We start from the raw sequence: 16,472 nt of genomic DNA, 5'->3' as shown, positions 1-16,472 counted from the left end.
CAGCCTATCACATATTTGCTTTTACGGCTTTATGAGTGTTTATGTAAAAAGTAACTCATTAAGGTTACAAAATCTCACGTGTTATAACTTATTCTGCCTTTTTTGGAGCCCATAAACAACGAAATAACGATGAAAAAAATGCCTATTTTATCGCCGAATTTTCTAAAAAATTGATCTATGTTATGAATGCGTCAAAAAAAATTAAATCTTATATCTGACCTATTGTCGTTATTGGTAACCTGATAGCAGTAATTATTTTAGTTGATGTTGTGAAAGGATAAGCACCAGAATGGCCTTGTTGGATACCATTATTTCTGCCTTCCCTATTTTCTTACTTATTATCGTGATGACTAAAAAGCAGGCTTGGCCTTCTCATATTGCTTTACCTTTTGTTGCCTTGCTAACTGGCCTAATACAAATCTTCTACTTTTACTCTGATATTCAATTATTAATGGCAAACACTGTTGCTGGCGTTCTGTCTGTTTTAACGCCTATTTCGATAGTAGCAGGCGCTATATTACTAAACAGAGTGCTGGCTATATCGGGTGCGGAGAATGTGATAGCCAGTTGGCTTGAATCTATTAGTAATAACTCCGTAGCACAATTGATGATTATTGGTTGGGCATTTGCTTTTATGCTGGAAGGAGCCTCAGGTTTTGGGACGCCAGCGGCCATAGCTGCGCCAATACTGGTCGGTTTAGGGTTTAAACCCATTCAGGTAGCAATCTTAGCTTTGATTATGAACTCAGTCCCTGTGTCTTTTGGGGCTGTTGGTACCCCTCTGTGGTTTGGTTACGATGTATTGAATCTAGATAACGACACGCTCCTTTCTATATCTAGTCAAAGCGCTTTTATTAATGCGGTTGCTGGTTTCATTATCCCTATTTTGGCTTTGAGGTTTGTGGTTAGTTGGTCGCTTATTAAACCTAACCTAGGTTACATACTTCTGAGTATTCTTTCTTGTACATTACCCTACTGGTGCTTGGCTCAATTCAATTACGAATTTCCTGCGTTATTAGGAGGGGCGATTGGCTTAATAGTCAGTGTCCTACTGGCAAACAAGGGTATTGGTTTAAGTGCCGTAGAAAATAGTAAATTAACAAACGAGAAGGTAGAACTAGGAAAATTGTTGGTTGCCTTATTTCCTTTGATTTTATTAATTCTGATTTTAATCGTTACAAGAATTAATCAACTGGGAATCAAAGGCTTATTATTAAAAGATAATATTGTGTTTGGCGTTGATATTGGCGGTACATATTTTAGTGTGAGTCAGTCTCTCATTTTATCCATAAATAATATATTTCAAACTGATGTTAGTTGGTCATATAAAACTTTATATGTGCCTGCCATTATTCCTTTTTTATTGGTGGTAATAATAGCTATTCCACTGCTAAAAATGTCTAGAAAACAAGTGGCAGCCGCTTTTTTAGATACAGGGCAACGCATAAAAACGCCTATGATTTCACTGGCTGGCGCCCTGATTATGGTGAATTTTATGATGCAGGGGGGAGATCAATCACCAATTTTTCTTATCGCAAACGCATTCTCAAGTATCACGGGAAGTAGTTGGTCCTATTTTGCTTCTTTGTTAGGCGCACTGGGTAGCTTTTTCTCCGGTTCAGCGACAGTTTCTAACCTCACTTTTGGAGGGATTCAATACAGCATTGCAGAGCAAGTAGGGTTGCCAGTGACGACAATATTAGCCTTGCAGTCTGTCGGTGCTTCTATGGGTAACATGGTATGTATCAACAATATCATTGCAGTCTCCACTATCTTGGGGATAGCGAATCAAGAGGGCTATATTATCAAAAAGACCATTCTCCCTATGGTTGCATATGCTGTTATTGCAGGCTTAGTAGGAACTTTGCTTATATAATTTTTTGAAATTATGCCTAGTAAGCTTGTTCACAAAGAACAGGCTTACTTAAGGGGGAGATTGGGTAAAATTTCTGAAAAACTCGGAATGGCCCGTTTGCTAGCTCCCTCATTAGCGAATAACATCGCATAGCCATGTACTAATGACCACACCATGGTTTCTGTATTGAGAGAATTGCCACCATTATGCTCGAATGGTAGACACGCTTTTTTTAAAATACCGTAAGACTCTTCGCCCGCTTTGCGCTTCTCGTTTTTGGAAGCGTCATCAACCCCCTCCAAATCAATACAGTCAAATTGGAACATTAGGTTAAACAATGTTTTATGTGTTCTCGCAAAGCGAATATAGCCCTCACAAATAGCGATTAGTTGTGTTCTAGGGCATGACTCTGCTTGGCTACTGGCTTGTCGCATGGTTTCGGCAAACAGCAAATGTCCACGCGCCATGATAGCGACTTTTAAACTGACTAGACCATTGAAGTGATTGGCAGGTGCTGCATGGGAAACCCCAGCCAGCGCGGCACATTTTCTTAAGGTGAGGGCTTGTGCTCCACCTGTTTCTAGCAGCTCTAAACCGGCATTGATTAGTGCTTCCCTAAGGTTACCGTGATGGTGCGGAGTTGAAGTTGTCTTTTTTGTCATAGTGAGCATGATATCTCTCAGTTGTTGACACTGTCAATTTACGTCTCTATATTGACACTGTCAATTTTATTTTGGAGTTGTTATGTTTACATCTCGAAGTGCGTTTTATGTCATGGCGATTGCCTGTCTGCTCATTGCTTTACCTTCATATCGGTTTTTATTTTTAGGTTTATCAGATGCATTTGCCGTTATGCCAAATCATCTTGCCGAGCACCTAACAGCTTTTGTTTTACATATCACATTTTCTCCTATGGCCTTGATATTGGGAGTAATACAATTTTCTGCAAAAATTCGTAGCAATTTACCCACTCTTCATCGTTGGGTAGGTCGTGCTTATGGAGTCTGTATACTAATTGGTGGTCTTTCTGGCCTGATTGTTTCTCTTAATGCAGAAAGGGGGATTGTCGCAGCAGTTGGTTTTTCTTTGCTATCGGCTCTTTGGGTGCTCACGACAGTTATCGGTATTCAATATGCCCGCAATGGTAATTTTGTAGAGCACCGCCGTTGGATGATACGTTCATTTGCCCTAACCTTTGCTGGCGTTACTTTTCGAGTGGAGTTACTAGCTTTTATTTTGATGGGAGTTCAATATGTTGAAGCTTCTGTATACATAGCTTGGTTATGTTGGGTGCCTAATCTACTGATTGTCGAGTATTGGTTGAGAAAAGGGAGAAAGTAGGTAAGTAGTAGATAGGTAATAGGTCTGCCCAGAAGTCTATTGATCTAGCCACGGTGAGAATGCACACTTAAGTTAGACGTCTCTATTGAAAGAAGGGTTAAAGATGATGAAGCTTGTACTGCTGTTTATTATAGTGAATCTAGTGTCGGTGTCTGCTGTGTTAGCACACGATATCACTACCCCGTTAGATGGTAACTTGTACCAGCCAAGCCGAGACAGTTTTATTCCATCCAAAGTGACTGTCTACTCAGATGAAAATGCCCTAAAAGAGTTTGGTCTTACCCTCAAAGATAAGCGTATCTTTAAACAGGGTGGCGTTAATTTAACTGAATATGCTCGCCCAAACGATTTACATGATAATTCCGATGTATCTCGTACAGACGATGGCTATCGTGTTGAGTTAATAGGCAACAGTGATCGTTATTACCATCCTATTCTTGGCTCAGCTGATAACGCCACAGGGTTTCGAGTGATGAAAGGCGACCAAGTGGTTGGCACTCATCAGCTAGCTACCCATCAAGTATTTGAAACCAAGCGAGCTTTGCTGGTGGATATCGTGCCTGAGAACCAAGGGCAAGAGATATTACTGACTGTTAGCGATAGTAGCTTAGGTGCAAGAATTGAAGTCTTTTCTTTAGAAGGGAAACAACTGGGTGTGTCGGATTTTATTGGTCGCAGTCATAGATGGATGCACTTATTAGCCGTAGCGCCCTTTAACCCTTCCGCTAAACAAAGCCCGCAAGTAGCTTTAGTTCAAACGCCTCATATCGGCGGTATACTAAAGTTTTATGAATGGAACGGCGATAAGCTGGAATTGAAAAGCCAATCTCGAGGCTTCTCTACCCACACCATAGGCTCAGATAACCTCAACATGGCCATTGCCGCCAACTTTGATGATGACAACAGCATAGAGTTATTACTACCAAGCCAAGACTTTCGTACTTTGAAACTTGTGAAATTCACAAGCCAAAAGAGCGAAGTGATTGATACCTTCAAACTCCCCGGCAGACTAGACATCAACCTCTACCTTAGCCAAAACGGCAAAAACCACATTTGGCTAGCAACCCATAATGGCCATGTGGTGAGTATTAGACCTTAAATAGAAAAAACTGAAAACTGTGATGCTATGGAATTGAAGAAGTGATGTTTACTTCTTCAATTCCAAATAATGCTCTATGCCTTGAATTTTATCTTCTGCATGGTGGTTAACGTAAAGCACTGTGGTTTCTGAGTTTTGGCAGATTTTCTCGATTAGGGCGAGAACAAGTTGTCGGTTGATCTCGTCTAAGCCAAGACAAGGCTCATCCAGAATTAGTAGTGGTGGGTGTTTTACCATGGCTCGGGCGATGAGCAGCAAGCGTTGGTCTCCGTAGGAAAGCTTATTGAATGGCTGGTCGGCGCGATCTTGCATTCCCATGAGAGATAACCACGAATCAGCGATTTTCTTTTGCACATCGGTCGCTTTTGAATACATTCCGATGCTGTCGTAGAAACCAGAAATAATCACATTGCGGCAGCTGGTACTGACGCGATATTCCCACTGTAAAGCAGTGGAAACATAGCCAATAAATTGTTTGATCTGCCAGATGCTTTCGCCATTACCTCGCTGAAAACCAAACACAAAAATGTCATTCACATAGCACTGTGGGTGGTCACCTGTAATCAGTGATAGCACACCAGTTTTACCGCTGCCGTTTGGACCGCTTAATTGCCAATGCTGGCCTTGGTTTATGGTCCAGTCTAATTTATCGATGATGATGATTTCGTCGTACTTAATACTCACATTGTTCAATCGCACCAAGGGTTGGCTTGGATCAAGGGTGGGTAATCTATTGGTCGAATCAGCGGCTGGTACCTCAAGGTCGGTTGTTTTTAAATGCAGCAGTTGGTACAGCTCGTTATAGGCTGCTGTGTCTTGGCGGTCGACCGTGAGCGTTAAGCTCCCTGTATTTGCAGGCCCTTTATCGAGCAAAGCGATGTGCGTAATAAAGTCGGGCATTTCATCGAAGCGGTTGAGCACCATGACCATAGGAGTGGTGTCTAAAATAGAAGCTAGGTGTGCTTGCAACATGGCTAGGGTGTCTGCATCGAGGCCGTCAAAGGGTTCATCCAATATGAGCAAGTCAGGTTTGCTTGATAGAGCACGAATCAACATGACCTTGCGAGTTTCCCCTGTTGAGAGCTTACGGAAAGCTCTATCAAGTAGTGACTCTAGGCCAAATTTGGTGACCAGCTCTTGGGCGAGTTCTGGGTCTGCGCACTCATCAAAAATCATTTCATGGACAGGTGTGCCTAAAGAAATGACATCCATGATATCGGCATCGTCTTTCTTTAATTCTTGGGCTATTAATTCGGCCTGTGCCTCAAAGGACACTAAGCCAATTTTGTTTGGTAAGCTTTCAATGTTGCCTGCCGTTATGTCGCCAATGCCTGCTAATACTGCCGCTAAAGCGGATTTACCCGAACCATTTGTCCCTGTAATAACCCAATGCTGATTAGGTTCTATCGTCCAACTGATATTGTTTAAGGTGAATTTTTCATCAAATTGGATAGTGGCGTTTGTTATAGAAATTGGAGCAGAGGACATGTTTGGGTCTCTTAGATACAGAATGATAAGGGACTATTTTAGCGGCATTGGGAGAAGAGGCTCGGTTTTTCCTGCGCTGCATGAATAGGACCAGATAAAGATAACAAAAAAGCCTGCAAGCTGTCTTTTTCTATTGGCGTTAAATGCAATGGACGGAGTATTTTCTCACCATCGGCATGTAGCCTTTCTTCATCTAATTCTGAATAGAAATCAACGGTATCCATTAGAGTACTAATGCTGCCATTGTGCATATAAGGCGCCGTTTGACCGACATTTCTTAAAGAGGGCACTTTGAACTCACCCCAGTTCCTATGCAGTAATTGTAAGTGGCTGGTGCGTAAGGCATTGTGTGGAATAGTTTCCGTATTACCTTGCTCTTTGGCGTCATTGCTATTTTTTGTCGCGTCATTATAGCGCCCTAATAATGAGTAAGGGTCTGTGCGCAGCGCTTTAATACCATCGTAACGGCCTTTGTCTATGCCGTTAGCGGTAAAGAAAGACACCCCAATATCGCCAAATTCCCCATTAGAAAAATGTGCACCGGAATGGCAAAAAGTGCAGCGGCCTTCACCAATAAATATTTTCAGGCCTACCTGTTCTTCTGCTGTTAATATGGCGTTTTTTTGGGAAGGTGAAGTGTTTTCAGCGTCAACCAATTGATCACGAAATAGATCAAATCGGCTTTTTCCAGATTGGATGGTTTCTTGGTAACTGGCGAGCAGCTTACCTATGGTCACCAATAAATCTTGCTGGGTTAAATCAGCAAGATTTAGCCCTGTGGTTTGCTGGAATGCACATTGGAAAAAACTGTCTTGGCTTAGCACTTTTTGAAGAGCGCTGAGATCCGTATGCATTTCGGCTGTTGCCAACATGGGGCGGATACTCTGCGACCATAAACTATCGTGCTCGCCACCCCAGCCATACCAAGGTCGATTGGCAAGGTTGAGTAAGCTGGTGGTATTACGATGAAGGGGAGCCAAGGCGGTATTGAGGGCGACACCATCTTGAAAAGCTAAGTCTGGCTGGTGGCAATCGGCACAGGAGGAGGTGTTATTCAGTGATAGTCGACGATCAAAAAATAATTGACGACCTAGCTCTATAGCGTCTTCTTGTTGGGAGAAGCGATTGCTTTCATCCTTTTTACTAACAGGCGGCCAAGGCCCTAGGGAACGAATAAAAGCCAGTTCATGGGTATCATAATCCAGTGTTTCGTTATCTGGTGTTGCCCAAACAGCAGGCAGAAAAACTAAACACAAGGTTATACAGAGCTTAATGGCGTTTCTCATAAAACAAAGTCGTGTTCTATAAGCTGCTTGCCGTTATCTGACTGGAGGGTTAAGCGTAATCGCCATAGCCCTGGCATATGAAAGACAAACCCAGTGCCTGTGTAATGCCCCGGCGATGTCATGGTGAAGCTGGGTTGATAGTTCATGCCATGGTTATGGGCAGGCATGATGGCATCGGCTTTTATCTCCCCTGTATAAGCTTGACCTGATGCATAACATATTATTGCTTGTATAGAATGCAGAGCGCCTAGCTCTAATGGCTGTTTATCGAACTGAACACTAATAAGGAACTCGCCTTCTTGCCTGTTAATATCGCTACCAGCAGGCAAGGTGCAAGCCATTACTGTATTGGTTACTACTAAGGAAAGCAGCCAAAGTACTGCTCTTAAAAAAACTGCTCTTGAAAGTTGAGTCCAAGGCATTATTTCAAAGCCCATGCCGCCAGATTCTGTGCATTTTTATAGCCGATCTGTTCTGCGACGTCCGTAGGTAAGTCAGCTAGCCATGTACGGCTCCATTCTGCATGATCGACAACATAGTACCAGCGCTCTGGAGTATAAGTGTCTGTACCTATCATGATGCGATCTGGGTAAGCTAGGAAGAGCTTTCGCCAATCTTCATCGACTTTACCGCGATAAGCATGGCTAGTTCTGAAGGCAAGGTCAGCGGTTAGGTTAGGGTATTTTTCTAACATAACTGCTACGTCTTCTGGGTTATCAAATCCCGAATGCGCCCAGAGAATACGTGCGTCTTTGTCTTGCTCGAAGACATATTCAACTGCATCAGAATCGCCATGCAGATGAAGGAAAATACCGTATTCTGAGGCTAATTCTACCGTACGACGAATAACAGGAAGGTTGGCATCTTTACCATATACGTGAAACTCACCAATACCAGCATAAGTGTTGTTAGCAAGTAACTCTTCAAGCATAGCTGGAACAGTTTCATCGTGTAGCCAAGTACTTGTTTCGCCACGTTTTCGATAAGGACGAAGTACAGGCACGATTAAATCTGGCGCTTCTGCATACAAAAGTTGCGTACCTTTATCGCTGGAGCTAGAAACAAAAGCTTTTTGTAAACCTGCCTCGCGTAATATCTCGATTGCCTTTTTTGGCGGTGTGGAATAAACCGCATCATGGCTGTAGTGAATATGGGTATCAATGAGTGGCATCAGCCCAGCCGATGGAAGAGCCTCAGCATGGACAGATTGTAAGAAGGAACCACTAAAAAGTAGCGTACCTAAAAGAGATACACTTTTAAGAGTCTTATTTATGCTTTTCATCTTCGTCGCCTTAATAGAATGTGTGGCACAAGTTTACATAGAATACGAGACCATTATCATTTTAGATCTTATGGGTTTTATTCTGCCAATTTGAGCAAAAAAAAGCCAAGGCAAAATACCTTGGCTATACAAAGAATGAAAGCTATTTTAAGGGGATACCTTTCATTGAGGTGCTAAGTTTCTGACCAAAGGCGCAAAAGGTTTGCATGAGCCTTACTGATTTGGTCGAACGCTGCATTTTTACCTTGGGCTTTCATAATGTTTCGTCTTGCTGAGTCTAAATCACTCAGTATCTCTCTATGTTCAGTACTACGTATGTAGCTTTCAATCCAAGTTACGGCGACACGTCTAGTGCCTTTAGTAACGGGTTCAACTCTATGGAGAGTGGTTGAAGGGTAAATTACAACACTTCCTTTCTGAAGTTTGTAACTTAAGCTTGTCCCGCCTAAGTTCATTATGAGTTCACCACCCACATAGTCATTCGGATCGTTTAGAAAAACAGTGCATGACAGATCTGAACGCATAATAGATTCCGCGCCCATCAATGCATCATCAACATGATTTCCATAGCCTCCTGAGTCTTTGCTTTCACTAAATAGAAATGGCGCTACACGCTTAGCGTAAGTGCAAGAGGCGAATTCTGGATGCGAAGCAAGAAGCTGGGTTAATATGGCAGATAACTCAGCCTCACCTTCAGCCGAAGAAGACCATTGTTGGTTATTCTTTACAGATTGCGCAGCCCAGCCTGCAGTATCTTTCCCTGATACGAATTGCCCTTTCTCTAAACAACAGTTGATATAACTCATTTGTTCAAGGGAAAGGACATTTTTTAGAATTTTAATCATTTTATTAATCTACATGAAAGAAAGAGCGAGCATATTGTATGCTCGCTCGCATTCTATTTATAGACGGTATTTTAAATTCATATTGATTGAACGAGGATCGCTCACAACGACAGCATCACCGTTTGTAGTACCGTAAATGCGATTTTCATCAAGTAAGTTTTTCACTACAAGAGATAAATCCCATTTTTCCGTTTCATAGTAAGTACCGAAGTCAAACTCAGCATAACCAGATACAAAAGTATCACCAGTTGTAGCCAGATCGTCAGCACGGCTAGATTCAGAGCGTACACCTAGAGCTAAACGAATTGGTTGGCTCTCCATTGAGTAGCTGTTCCAAACAGTAAGTGCATGAAATGGTGTTAATTTTGCTTGCTTTCCTGCATCCTCTCCAGTTGTTGCGTGAGCATCAGTGTAAGCATAGTTTAATTGAGATGAGAAACGGTTGTTAAAGTGATACAACGCATTCACTTCTACACCATGCGAGCGGAATACATCGCCTAAACTTTGAACAAGCACGGTATCACCCGTAGTGCTGTCAGTTTCCGTTGATGTTGGATTCTGCTGGTCAATGTAGAAGAAAGCCACACTAGCGTTAAGCTTCTTATTAAGGAACTCACCTTTTATGCCTATTTCATAGTTGTCGCTTTCTTCTGCTTTATAGTCCACACCATCTTTAGCGTATTGAGCTAAGTCAGAAACATCAAGTGGCTCATAAGATTGGCTATAAGAAGCGAACGCATTCATGTTTTGGTTTAGCTTGTAAATTGCAGCGATATCATAAGCTAGATTATCGAAATCTGATTTTATTGTGCCATTGCTCTCTTCACCAGTGTAGTCCATGTAGCCTAACCCTAAAGCAACGGTAAGGTCATTAATGGTAATACGGTCCTTTAGATAAAGGTTCACTTCTCTATCAGTAGTGTAAGTCAGGTCTCCAGAGTCTAGGCTTGCTCCAGAACTTGTTACTGCGTCTTCAAAAGGGTTGTTGATGTTATTGTTTGGGTTAGTGTAATCAACATATACGGCTCCACTATCGGCTTGAAATGCTCTTACAAAGCCAGTCTCTTGGTCATGCACATTTACTCCAGCGATAAGGTGATGATCCAAGTTAGCGAAGTTAAACTTACCTTCTAGGTTCATATCGAACAGTCTGTGGCGTATTTCACTCCTCGCATAAGCCCATTTAAGGCCTACTTGTGTATTGCCGATTGAGTTTACAGAAGAAGAAGTGGTTGCATACATATCTTTAGTTTCAGAATCTGTATGTACTGCTGCTGCCCGTGCGTTTAATAACCAGTTATTTTGCAGTATATGCTCTAGAGTTACCTCACCTGTAGCTACTCTATTATAACCACTAGCGGATGCGCTGCCGTAGTAATAACTACGGTTGGCGACTTCGCCATATGTGTTGCTCGTACTGTTTAGCGTGCCATTTATATAATTTGTTGAAAAATAACCATCGGTCCAACTACTTGTGCCAATACCCTTTTCATTTTTATACTCAAAGCGAGGTGTGATTTTAGTTCGGTCATTTATCTTGAAGGTTAAAGATGCATCGATAAATCTATCGTCACTTTCACGAACATCCTGAGCTTCTTCATTATCTGGCGTAACTCTGGTAATGACGCGATATAACACATCGTCGCCAACCAATTTACCTGTTGAGTCAATGTCTATATTTAGTTGGTTACGGTCAAAATATCCTACGTCTGTAGCAAGGTATGAACGAGTGCTAACACCTAAAGTAGTTTCAGATTCTTCCTGAGGCTTTTTAGTAACAGCACTAATTGTACCGCCGGCCATACCTGATCCATATAAAATACTATCTGCACCACTTAAAAAAGTCACTGACTCTAAGTTGTAAGTGCTAGGTAGCGCTGACCCTGTTCCAGCCTCACCACCTTGTAATGACTTCATGCCATTTACTAGGAAGTTCTCTATGTTTGTTTGTATACCACGAGTAATACTGAAGCGTGCTGCAGATGCTTCCGTATGAAAGCCTGCTTGGTAAGCGGAAGCTTCACGGATATCTGTAGCGGCTAGGTCATTGATCTCTTCTTCGGAAACTTTAACAACGGAGCGAGCAGTGTCTTTGATAGAAACGCCCATTTTACCTGCTGTTGAATCGATTACGTTCACACCTTCTTCAGATGTTGCGGTAATTTCTAGAGTATCTAATTGTGTGACTTCTGCTTCCGTAGACTCGACTGATGAGCTCGCATCTTCTGCGAAAGCTACAGGAGAAAGGGCTGTTAACAGAGCAGAGCCAACCGCTATGCTAGTTAAATTTTTGGAAAGTGAAGGGGGGGTATGCACGTTGTACTTCCTTTATAAAATGATTCAAAAATCGAAGATGATGAATCGTTAAAAAAACAGTTGTTTCTTCCTTGTTTACTTCTATAATGCCTGCCAAAAATAGCAATAAAGAAGTAAAAAAACAGATCAACTTTAAAAACAATAATGCAAACGATTATTATTTCGGTAATTATAAAGTAAAGATTTCGTCAGAAACATGTTTATTTGACTGGTTTTAATACTTTTTTGCGTATTTTTGTTTTTGGTCATTTTTAATGGTGAGTTTGTATTGGCCAGCTTTGGTTTATATTGTGTTTAATAAGGGATGTTTTATGTTAAAGGTTTTAAAAGTCGCGTTGGCGGCAAGTGTTGTATGCTCTTCACTGAGTGTTTCTGCTGCGGATATTTCTGTTCGTACAGCAAAAGGGGATGCAGTTGTACCTGCTTCACCAGAAACGATTGTGGTTTATGATCTTTTATCATTGGATACCTTGGATGCGTTAGGCGTTCAGCTTAAAGGTAAACCAGTGAAGACTTATGTTGATTACATCGACAACTTTGTTGCTAACCCAGTGCCAATTGGTGCTTCTTCTCAGCCAAACTATGAAGCGGTTGTGAAAATGAACCCTGATCTTTTTGTTATTGGTGGCGGTTCTTCCAAATTGATGGAGCCTTTATCAAAAATTGCACCGACTATTGATATGTTTGTTCGTGGTCACGACCATGTTGATCAGATGATTGCTCGTCTTGAAGATCTTGCAAAACTAACCAATAAAGAAGAGAAAGCCGCTCAGCTAAAAGCAGACTTTTTCGCAAGATTAGAAGAAGCGAAAAAAGCGGTAGCAGGTAAAGGTAAAACCCTTATCGTTATGACGAATGGCGGTAAATTATCTACTTACGGTGCGCATTCTCGCTTTGGTTGGTTGTTTACCGATGTTGGCTTAGAAGAGTCAGTAAAAGGTGTGGATGATAAAACTCACGGTGAAAGTATCTCTTACGAGTTTATCGCTAAAGCGAACCCAGATTACATTCTTGTAGTGGATCGTTCTGCAGCCATTGGTCGTAAGAGTGAAGCGGCCGCAGTGACTTTAGATAACGCTTTAGTGAAAGGTACGAAAGCGGCGAAAGAAGGGAACATGATCTTCCTTTCACCTGGTCCTGCCTACACTACTGGTGGTGCTTACCAAGGTATGATGATTATGCTTGAAGAAATCATTCAAGGTTATAAATCATAATTTCAATGCCTTATTTTATAATGATTCCACTCTTGCTCATCCTCTCGGGGGTGAGCATTTTCATTGGGGTGGGCGACTTATCAGCGAGCCAGCTTTCTTTTGATAATGAAGAAGCTTGGGAGCTATTTTTTATTAGTCGTTGGCCACGAACCGCTGCGATCATCTTAACGGGTGCAAGTATTACGATTTGTGGCGTCATCATGCAGCTGTTACTTCGTAATCGCTTTGTTGAACCTAGTACAACGGGGACAACGGAAGCGACAATGATTGGCCTGCTTATCGTCGCCGTTTGGTTTCCTGATTGGTCACTTTTCGGCAAGATGTCCATTGCCGCTACCTGTTCTCTTATCGGCCTGCTGGTTTTTCTTAAACTTGCTCAAAACCTGCCACGAGAACAGCCCTTACTTATTCCACTCGTTGGCTTAATCTACGGCGGTATCTTGGGGGCTGTTGCCACTTACTTTGCTTTCCAAACCGATTTGCTTCAGTACCTAGGAGTATGGTTAACAGGTGAGTTTTCCGGTGTGATAGCTGGTCGTTATGAACTCCTGTGGATTGCGGGAGCTTTGACCTTGTTCTGCTATTTGATTGCTGATCGATTTACGATTGTTGGTCTCGGTGAACGTGCCAGTAAATCATTAGGATTAAATTACCAATCCATCGTTTTGATTGGCGTTGCAACCGTCGCTATTACCTCTAGTTTGGTGGTAGTGACAGTGGGTGTGTTACCTTTCATTGGTTTGGTTGTACCGAATTTAGTGTCACGCTTTATGGGGGATAACCTAAGAGAAAGCTTACCTCTCGTTGCTGGCTATGGTGCTATTTTTACTCTCTTTTCAGACATTGTCGGCCGTACTATTCGTTACCCTTATGAGATTCCTGCAGGCACAGTGTTTGGTGTGGTTGGGGCGGTTATCTTCTTATGGATGATATTAGGAAGAAAGAACCATGTCTGATAAACGTTTATGGGCACTCTTTATTTCTTTAGTGCTGGTTGTCGCTGTTTTGTTTTTCTGGAATCTGACAACACACATCGCCTTTATTCTAGAGTTGCGAGCAATAAAAATTGGCGGCCTATTGGTTGTTGGTGCCGCTATTGGCGTGTCGACCGTGCTGTTTCAAACTATCAGTAATAACAGGATTTTAACGCCCTCTATCATGGGCTTTGATTCCTTATATCTACTGATGCAGACCTGTCTGATTTTCTTCTTAAGTGGCTTAACGTATGCCCACATGCCGGGTAATCTGCTCTTTCTCTTGAACACCCTTACCATGCTGATTGCCTCTGTGGTTTTGTTTACCTTTGTACTCAAAGCCACGCGTCATGATATTCAATTGATGATACTGGTTGGTGTGATCTTCGGCTTGGTATTCCGTTCTTTTTCTACCTTTATTCAGCGTTTGATCGATCCCTCTGAATTTGCCGTTTTGCAAAGCGTGATGTTCGCTCAGTTTGGTGGAATTAATGAAAAAGAGTTGTTGTCTGCTTTAATGCTTTTAGTTCTTGTTTGCTGTTGGGTAGCGAGGAAATGTCAGGTATTAGATGTGATGCTACTCGGCAGAAGAACGGCTAAATCTCTAGGGGTAGATTACGATCGCTTACAGTTTATGGTGCTGTGTGCGATATCTATTTTAGTGTCTGTTTCAACCGCGCTAGTAGGCCCAATCATCTTTTTAGGTTTGTTGGTATCCGCTTTAGCCCATAGCTTAATGAAAACCCATCGACATGCGCTTTTATTGCCTGCTGCCGCGATGATATCGGCACTTATTTTGTTATTAGGGCAGGCGCTTTTTGAAAACCTCTTAGAAAGACAATCCACACTGACGGTGGTGATCGAGTTTGTTGGTGGGCTTTTCTTCCTAGTACTTTTGTCAAAAGGGAAAATTAAATGATTTCGGTTTCTACACTCACCCATAGCTTGGGTCATAGACTGATTTTGGATGATATTTCTGTGGAAATACCCAAAGGAAAAATCACTGCTTTAATTGGCCCAAATGGCGCAGGTAAATCGACATTATTGCACCTAATAGCGCGCCAAAACCCAGTGCAAACGGGTGTGATTAGCCTAGACGGTGAAGACATCGCTAAAACTGCTTCGACTGATATGGCCTTGCGCATGGCGGTAGTGGCTCAGGAGTTAGGAGTAGCAAGTCGTCTTCGAGTTCGAGACCTAGTGGGCTTTGGTCGCTGGCCACAGCATCAAGGCCGCCCAACGGAAGTGGATAAAGCCGCAGTAGAAAAAGCCTTGGAAGAGTTTCATCTATTAGACTTAAGTGATCGCTTCTTAGATGAAATTTCAGGAGGGCAGCGACAACGAGCCTTCGTTGCTATGGCCTATGTTCAGGACACTGACTGGCTATTACTGGACGAGCCTCTGAACAACCTTGATATTCGCTATGCAAAATCCTTAATGGCCAAACTTCGCAATATGGCTGAAGAGAAAAACAAAAGCATTGTGATTGTTATACATGACTTGAACTACGCACTGGCTAATGCCGATTACTTCATTGCAGTGAAAGAAGGTAAGGTAGCCTTTGCTGGCGAAACATCTGACGTAGCCACTTCAGAGTCCTTGTCTGAACTGTACGATGCAGAGGTTAATATCATAGAAAGTGACGGAAAGTGCTTCGCTTTTCATCACTGATATTGCTTTGGTGAAAACTATAGCTTCTCCGCAGCGCGCTCTTTTGCCAGCCTTACAAAGAAATCTAAATCAAGTTCAACCTCTTTACCCAGCCAAGTGGTAAGTTCGGTATGGTCTCGCATATTGTCGCCAGATATGGCGTGAATGAAGATGGTTAAGCCTTGTCTGTTTTCCTCTATCCACGGGATGAAGGTGTCAAAGTCTTTTGCGTCTACGCTGATTTGGCAGCTCCACATAGGGTGTGGCCCAACAAGTTTCTCGTGAAAACGGCCTATCTTTAAGCCAAATTCTTGCTCAGACCTTTCACATAGTTGTTTAGCTATCAGTTTTGTTTCTTCATTAAAATAGACGTGGGCATGGTAGCGTTCAAAGGTGTTTTGAATGTTGAGTGTATCTAGCATAAATAAGCTTCTTGTAAATCGGATGTGGTAAAAAATGAATAATTAAGAGTCGATATTTTGAGTAGGCATTATAGCAAAAAGCCAAGGGAAAATGCCTTGGCTTTAACGGTTTATTACTGATGTACTATTTAAAAAGATAGAGTGGCATGTTCTCGATAAACTTGCCATTGGTCGCTTGCAGATCGGTTTAACATTAAGTGAAATATAATAGTCTGTTCTTTACCCACACCTACAAAATCCATAACTCGAGTAATAATGACATAGGCTTTATCGCCTACGACATCAATGTGATTAATAGTTGCGGCTTCTGAAAGTGGCGCAACACCTGCTTCAGATCGTTGCGTAAACATGTCTATCGTCTCATCATAATTCATGCTTTGAATTGAGCTATCAGGGAGTAGCATGGAGATTGAGAAATCTTTTGCGTAAATATCTTTTAGTTCAGAGACTCGGTAATTTGACCCAGCATTTACCAGTTTTAGAGTGAAGTCTTTAACTTCTTGTTGATCGTTACTTAAGTTCATAATAATTCCCATTAGAGAGTGAATTGTTTTGTATCGATCGTTATTTAATTGCTTTTGTATAATGATGTAAATATATTTTGTATTGATTGATACAGAATGTGTTGTTTTTCTTGGTTCCTACACAATTGAGCAGCACAGCGAGTGGAATTAATGTATCTTGGAGAGCGTTTAGAGCT

At 42.0% G+C, this 16,472-nt stretch carries 16 protein-coding genes; 7 read left to right on the top strand and 9 right to left on the bottom strand.

Annotation, left to right across the window (positions count from 1 at the left end; genetic code table 11):
* Window positions 1-289 precede the first annotated feature (289 nt).
* The gene (locus OFY17_RS12185; protein WP_263531008.1) at window positions 290-1,876 is read left to right on the top strand and encodes an L-lactate permease; all 1,587 of its coding nucleotides are present in this window, start codon (window positions 290-292) and stop codon (window positions 1,874-1,876) included.
* Between the two features lie 44 nt (window positions 1,877-1,920).
* Here OFY17_RS12185 and OFY17_RS12180 read toward each other — a convergent pair whose 3' ends face one another.
* The gene (locus OFY17_RS12180) at window positions 1,921-2,526 is read right to left on the bottom strand and encodes a TetR/AcrR family transcriptional regulator (RefSeq protein WP_263531007.1); all 606 of its coding nucleotides are present in this window, start codon (window positions 2,524-2,526) and stop codon (window positions 1,921-1,923) included.
* A gap of 73 nt (window positions 2,527-2,599) precedes the next feature.
* Here OFY17_RS12180 and OFY17_RS12175 point away from each other — a divergent pair, with 73 nt between their 5' ends.
* Both OFY17_RS12175 and OFY17_RS12170 read left to right on the top strand, forming a co-directional pair.
* On the top strand, window positions 2,600-3,196 hold the full coding sequence (locus OFY17_RS12175) for a DUF2306 domain-containing protein (protein WP_263531006.1): 597 nt from the start codon (window positions 2,600-2,602) through the stop codon (window positions 3,194-3,196).
* A 103-nt stretch (window positions 3,197-3,299) separates the two neighbouring features.
* Entirely contained in the window at window positions 3,300-4,295 is a 996-nt protein-coding gene (locus tag OFY17_RS12170) for a hypothetical protein (protein WP_263531005.1), read from the top strand.
* A gap of 48 nt (window positions 4,296-4,343) precedes the next feature.
* On the opposite strand, the gene modF is transcribed toward OFY17_RS12170, so the two are convergent.
* The 6 genes from modF to OFY17_RS12140 all read right to left on the bottom strand — a co-directional run bounded on the left by modF (window position 4,344) and on the right by OFY17_RS12140 (window position 11,512).
* Window positions 4,344-5,783 (bottom strand): molybdate ABC transporter ATP-binding protein ModF, encoded by a 1,440-nt coding sequence (gene modF / locus OFY17_RS12165; RefSeq protein WP_263531004.1) that lies wholly within the window; start codon window positions 5,781-5,783, stop codon window positions 4,344-4,346.
* A gap of 38 nt (window positions 5,784-5,821) precedes the next feature.
* Window positions 5,822-7,069 (bottom strand): cytochrome-c peroxidase, encoded by a 1,248-nt coding sequence (locus OFY17_RS12160; protein WP_263531003.1) that lies wholly within the window; start codon window positions 7,067-7,069, stop codon window positions 5,822-5,824.
* Window positions 7,066-7,491 (bottom strand): hypothetical protein, encoded by a 426-nt coding sequence (locus OFY17_RS12155; RefSeq protein ID WP_263531002.1) that lies wholly within the window; start codon window positions 7,489-7,491, stop codon window positions 7,066-7,068. The genes OFY17_RS12160 and OFY17_RS12155 overlap by 4 nt, the downstream gene beginning before the upstream one ends.
* On the bottom strand, window positions 7,491-8,351 hold the full coding sequence (locus OFY17_RS12150; protein ID WP_263531001.1) for an amidohydrolase family protein: 861 nt from the start codon (window positions 8,349-8,351) through the stop codon (window positions 7,491-7,493). The genes OFY17_RS12155 and OFY17_RS12150 overlap by 1 nt, the downstream gene beginning before the upstream one ends.
* Window positions 8,352-8,524: 173 nt before the next feature.
* Window positions 8,525-9,196 (bottom strand): Fe2+-dependent dioxygenase, encoded by a 672-nt coding sequence (locus OFY17_RS12145; protein ID WP_263531000.1) that lies wholly within the window; start codon window positions 9,194-9,196, stop codon window positions 8,525-8,527.
* A 57-nt stretch (window positions 9,197-9,253) separates the two neighbouring features.
* Complete coding sequence (locus OFY17_RS12140; RefSeq protein ID WP_263530999.1) at window positions 9,254-11,512, bottom strand: TonB-dependent siderophore receptor; 2,259 nt, start codon at window positions 11,510-11,512, stop codon at window positions 9,254-9,256.
* 311 nt (window positions 11,513-11,823) lie between these two features.
* Here OFY17_RS12140 and OFY17_RS12135 point away from each other — a divergent pair, with 311 nt between their 5' ends.
* Genes OFY17_RS12135 through OFY17_RS12120 form a run of 4 tightly spaced genes read left to right on the top strand, consistent with a single transcriptional unit; the run spans window position 11,824 to window position 15,371 of the window.
* Entirely contained in the window at window positions 11,824-12,726 is a 903-nt protein-coding gene (locus tag OFY17_RS12135) for a siderophore ABC transporter substrate-binding protein (protein WP_263530998.1), read from the top strand.
* Window positions 12,727-12,746: 20 nt separating this feature from the next.
* Entirely contained in the window at window positions 12,747-13,682 is a 936-nt protein-coding gene (locus OFY17_RS12130) for an ABC transporter permease (RefSeq protein ID WP_263530997.1), read from the top strand.
* Complete coding sequence (locus OFY17_RS12125; RefSeq protein ID WP_263530996.1) at window positions 13,675-14,619, top strand: iron chelate uptake ABC transporter family permease subunit; 945 nt, start codon at window positions 13,675-13,677, stop codon at window positions 14,617-14,619. Before OFY17_RS12130 ends, OFY17_RS12125 begins: the two co-directional genes overlap by 8 nt.
* Window positions 14,616-15,371 carry an iron ABC transporter ATP-binding protein gene (locus tag OFY17_RS12120; RefSeq protein ID WP_263530995.1) on the top strand — a complete coding sequence of 252 codons (756 nt, stop codon included), beginning with the start codon at window positions 14,616-14,618 and terminating at the stop codon, window positions 15,369-15,371. The genes OFY17_RS12125 and OFY17_RS12120 overlap by 4 nt, the downstream gene beginning before the upstream one ends.
* 17 nt (window positions 15,372-15,388) lie before the next feature.
* Here the strand turns inward: OFY17_RS12120 and OFY17_RS12115 are convergent, their stop codons facing one another.
* Complete coding sequence (locus OFY17_RS12115) at window positions 15,389-15,772, bottom strand: DOPA 4,5-dioxygenase family protein (protein ID WP_263530994.1); 384 nt, start codon at window positions 15,770-15,772, stop codon at window positions 15,389-15,391.
* 128 nt (window positions 15,773-15,900) lie between these two features.
* On the bottom strand, window positions 15,901-16,296 hold the full coding sequence (locus OFY17_RS12110) for a hypothetical protein (RefSeq protein WP_263530993.1): 396 nt from the start codon (window positions 16,294-16,296) through the stop codon (window positions 15,901-15,903).
* Window positions 16,297-16,472 lie beyond the last annotated feature (176 nt).

The sequence above is a fragment of the Marinomonas sargassi genome, assembly GCF_025716875.1.
GTDB classification, from domain to species: Bacteria; Pseudomonadota; Gammaproteobacteria; order Pseudomonadales; family Marinomonadaceae; genus Marinomonas; species Marinomonas sargassi.
The sequence above is the reverse complement of the archived record's forward strand: the minus strand, read 5'-3'. Positions and strand labels throughout refer to the sequence as shown.

What these genes read in the sequence shown, in the direction of transcription:
- OFY17_RS12185 (WP_263531008.1), top strand. Translation starts at nt 290, where the DNA reads ATGGCCTTGTTGGATACCATTATTTCTGCCTTCCCTATTTTCTTACTT.
- OFY17_RS12180 (WP_263531007.1), bottom strand. Translation starts at nt 2,526, where the DNA reads ATGCTCACTATGACAAAAAAGACAACTTCAACTCCGCACCATCACGGT.
- OFY17_RS12175 (WP_263531006.1), top strand. Translation starts at nt 2,600, where the DNA reads ATGTTTACATCTCGAAGTGCGTTTTATGTCATGGCGATTGCCTGTCTG.
- OFY17_RS12170 (WP_263531005.1), top strand. Translation starts at nt 3,300, where the DNA reads ATGATGAAGCTTGTACTGCTGTTTATTATAGTGAATCTAGTGTCGGTG.
- modF (WP_263531004.1), bottom strand. Translation starts at nt 5,783, where the DNA reads ATGTCCTCTGCTCCAATTTCTATAACAAACGCCACTATCCAATTTGAT.
- OFY17_RS12160 (WP_263531003.1), bottom strand. Translation starts at nt 7,069, where the DNA reads ATGAGAAACGCCATTAAGCTCTGTATAACCTTGTGTTTAGTTTTTCTG.
- OFY17_RS12155 (WP_263531002.1), bottom strand. Translation starts at nt 7,491, where the DNA reads ATGCCTTGGACTCAACTTTCAAGAGCAGTTTTTTTAAGAGCAGTACTT.
- OFY17_RS12150 (WP_263531001.1), bottom strand. Translation starts at nt 8,351, where the DNA reads ATGAAAAGCATAAATAAGACTCTTAAAAGTGTATCTCTTTTAGGTACG.
- OFY17_RS12145 (WP_263531000.1), bottom strand. Translation starts at nt 9,196, where the DNA reads ATGATTAAAATTCTAAAAAATGTCCTTTCCCTTGAACAAATGAGTTAT.
- OFY17_RS12135 (WP_263530998.1), top strand. Translation starts at nt 11,824, where the DNA reads ATGTTAAAGGTTTTAAAAGTCGCGTTGGCGGCAAGTGTTGTATGCTCT.
- OFY17_RS12130 (WP_263530997.1), top strand. Translation starts at nt 12,747, where the DNA reads ATGATTCCACTCTTGCTCATCCTCTCGGGGGTGAGCATTTTCATTGGG.
- OFY17_RS12125 (WP_263530996.1), top strand. Translation starts at nt 13,675, where the DNA reads ATGTCTGATAAACGTTTATGGGCACTCTTTATTTCTTTAGTGCTGGTT.
- OFY17_RS12120 (WP_263530995.1), top strand. Translation starts at nt 14,616, where the DNA reads ATGATTTCGGTTTCTACACTCACCCATAGCTTGGGTCATAGACTGATT.
- OFY17_RS12115 (WP_263530994.1), bottom strand. Translation starts at nt 15,772, where the DNA reads ATGCTAGATACACTCAACATTCAAAACACCTTTGAACGCTACCATGCC.
- OFY17_RS12110 (WP_263530993.1), bottom strand. Translation starts at nt 16,296, where the DNA reads ATGAACTTAAGTAACGATCAACAAGAAGTTAAAGACTTCACTCTAAAA.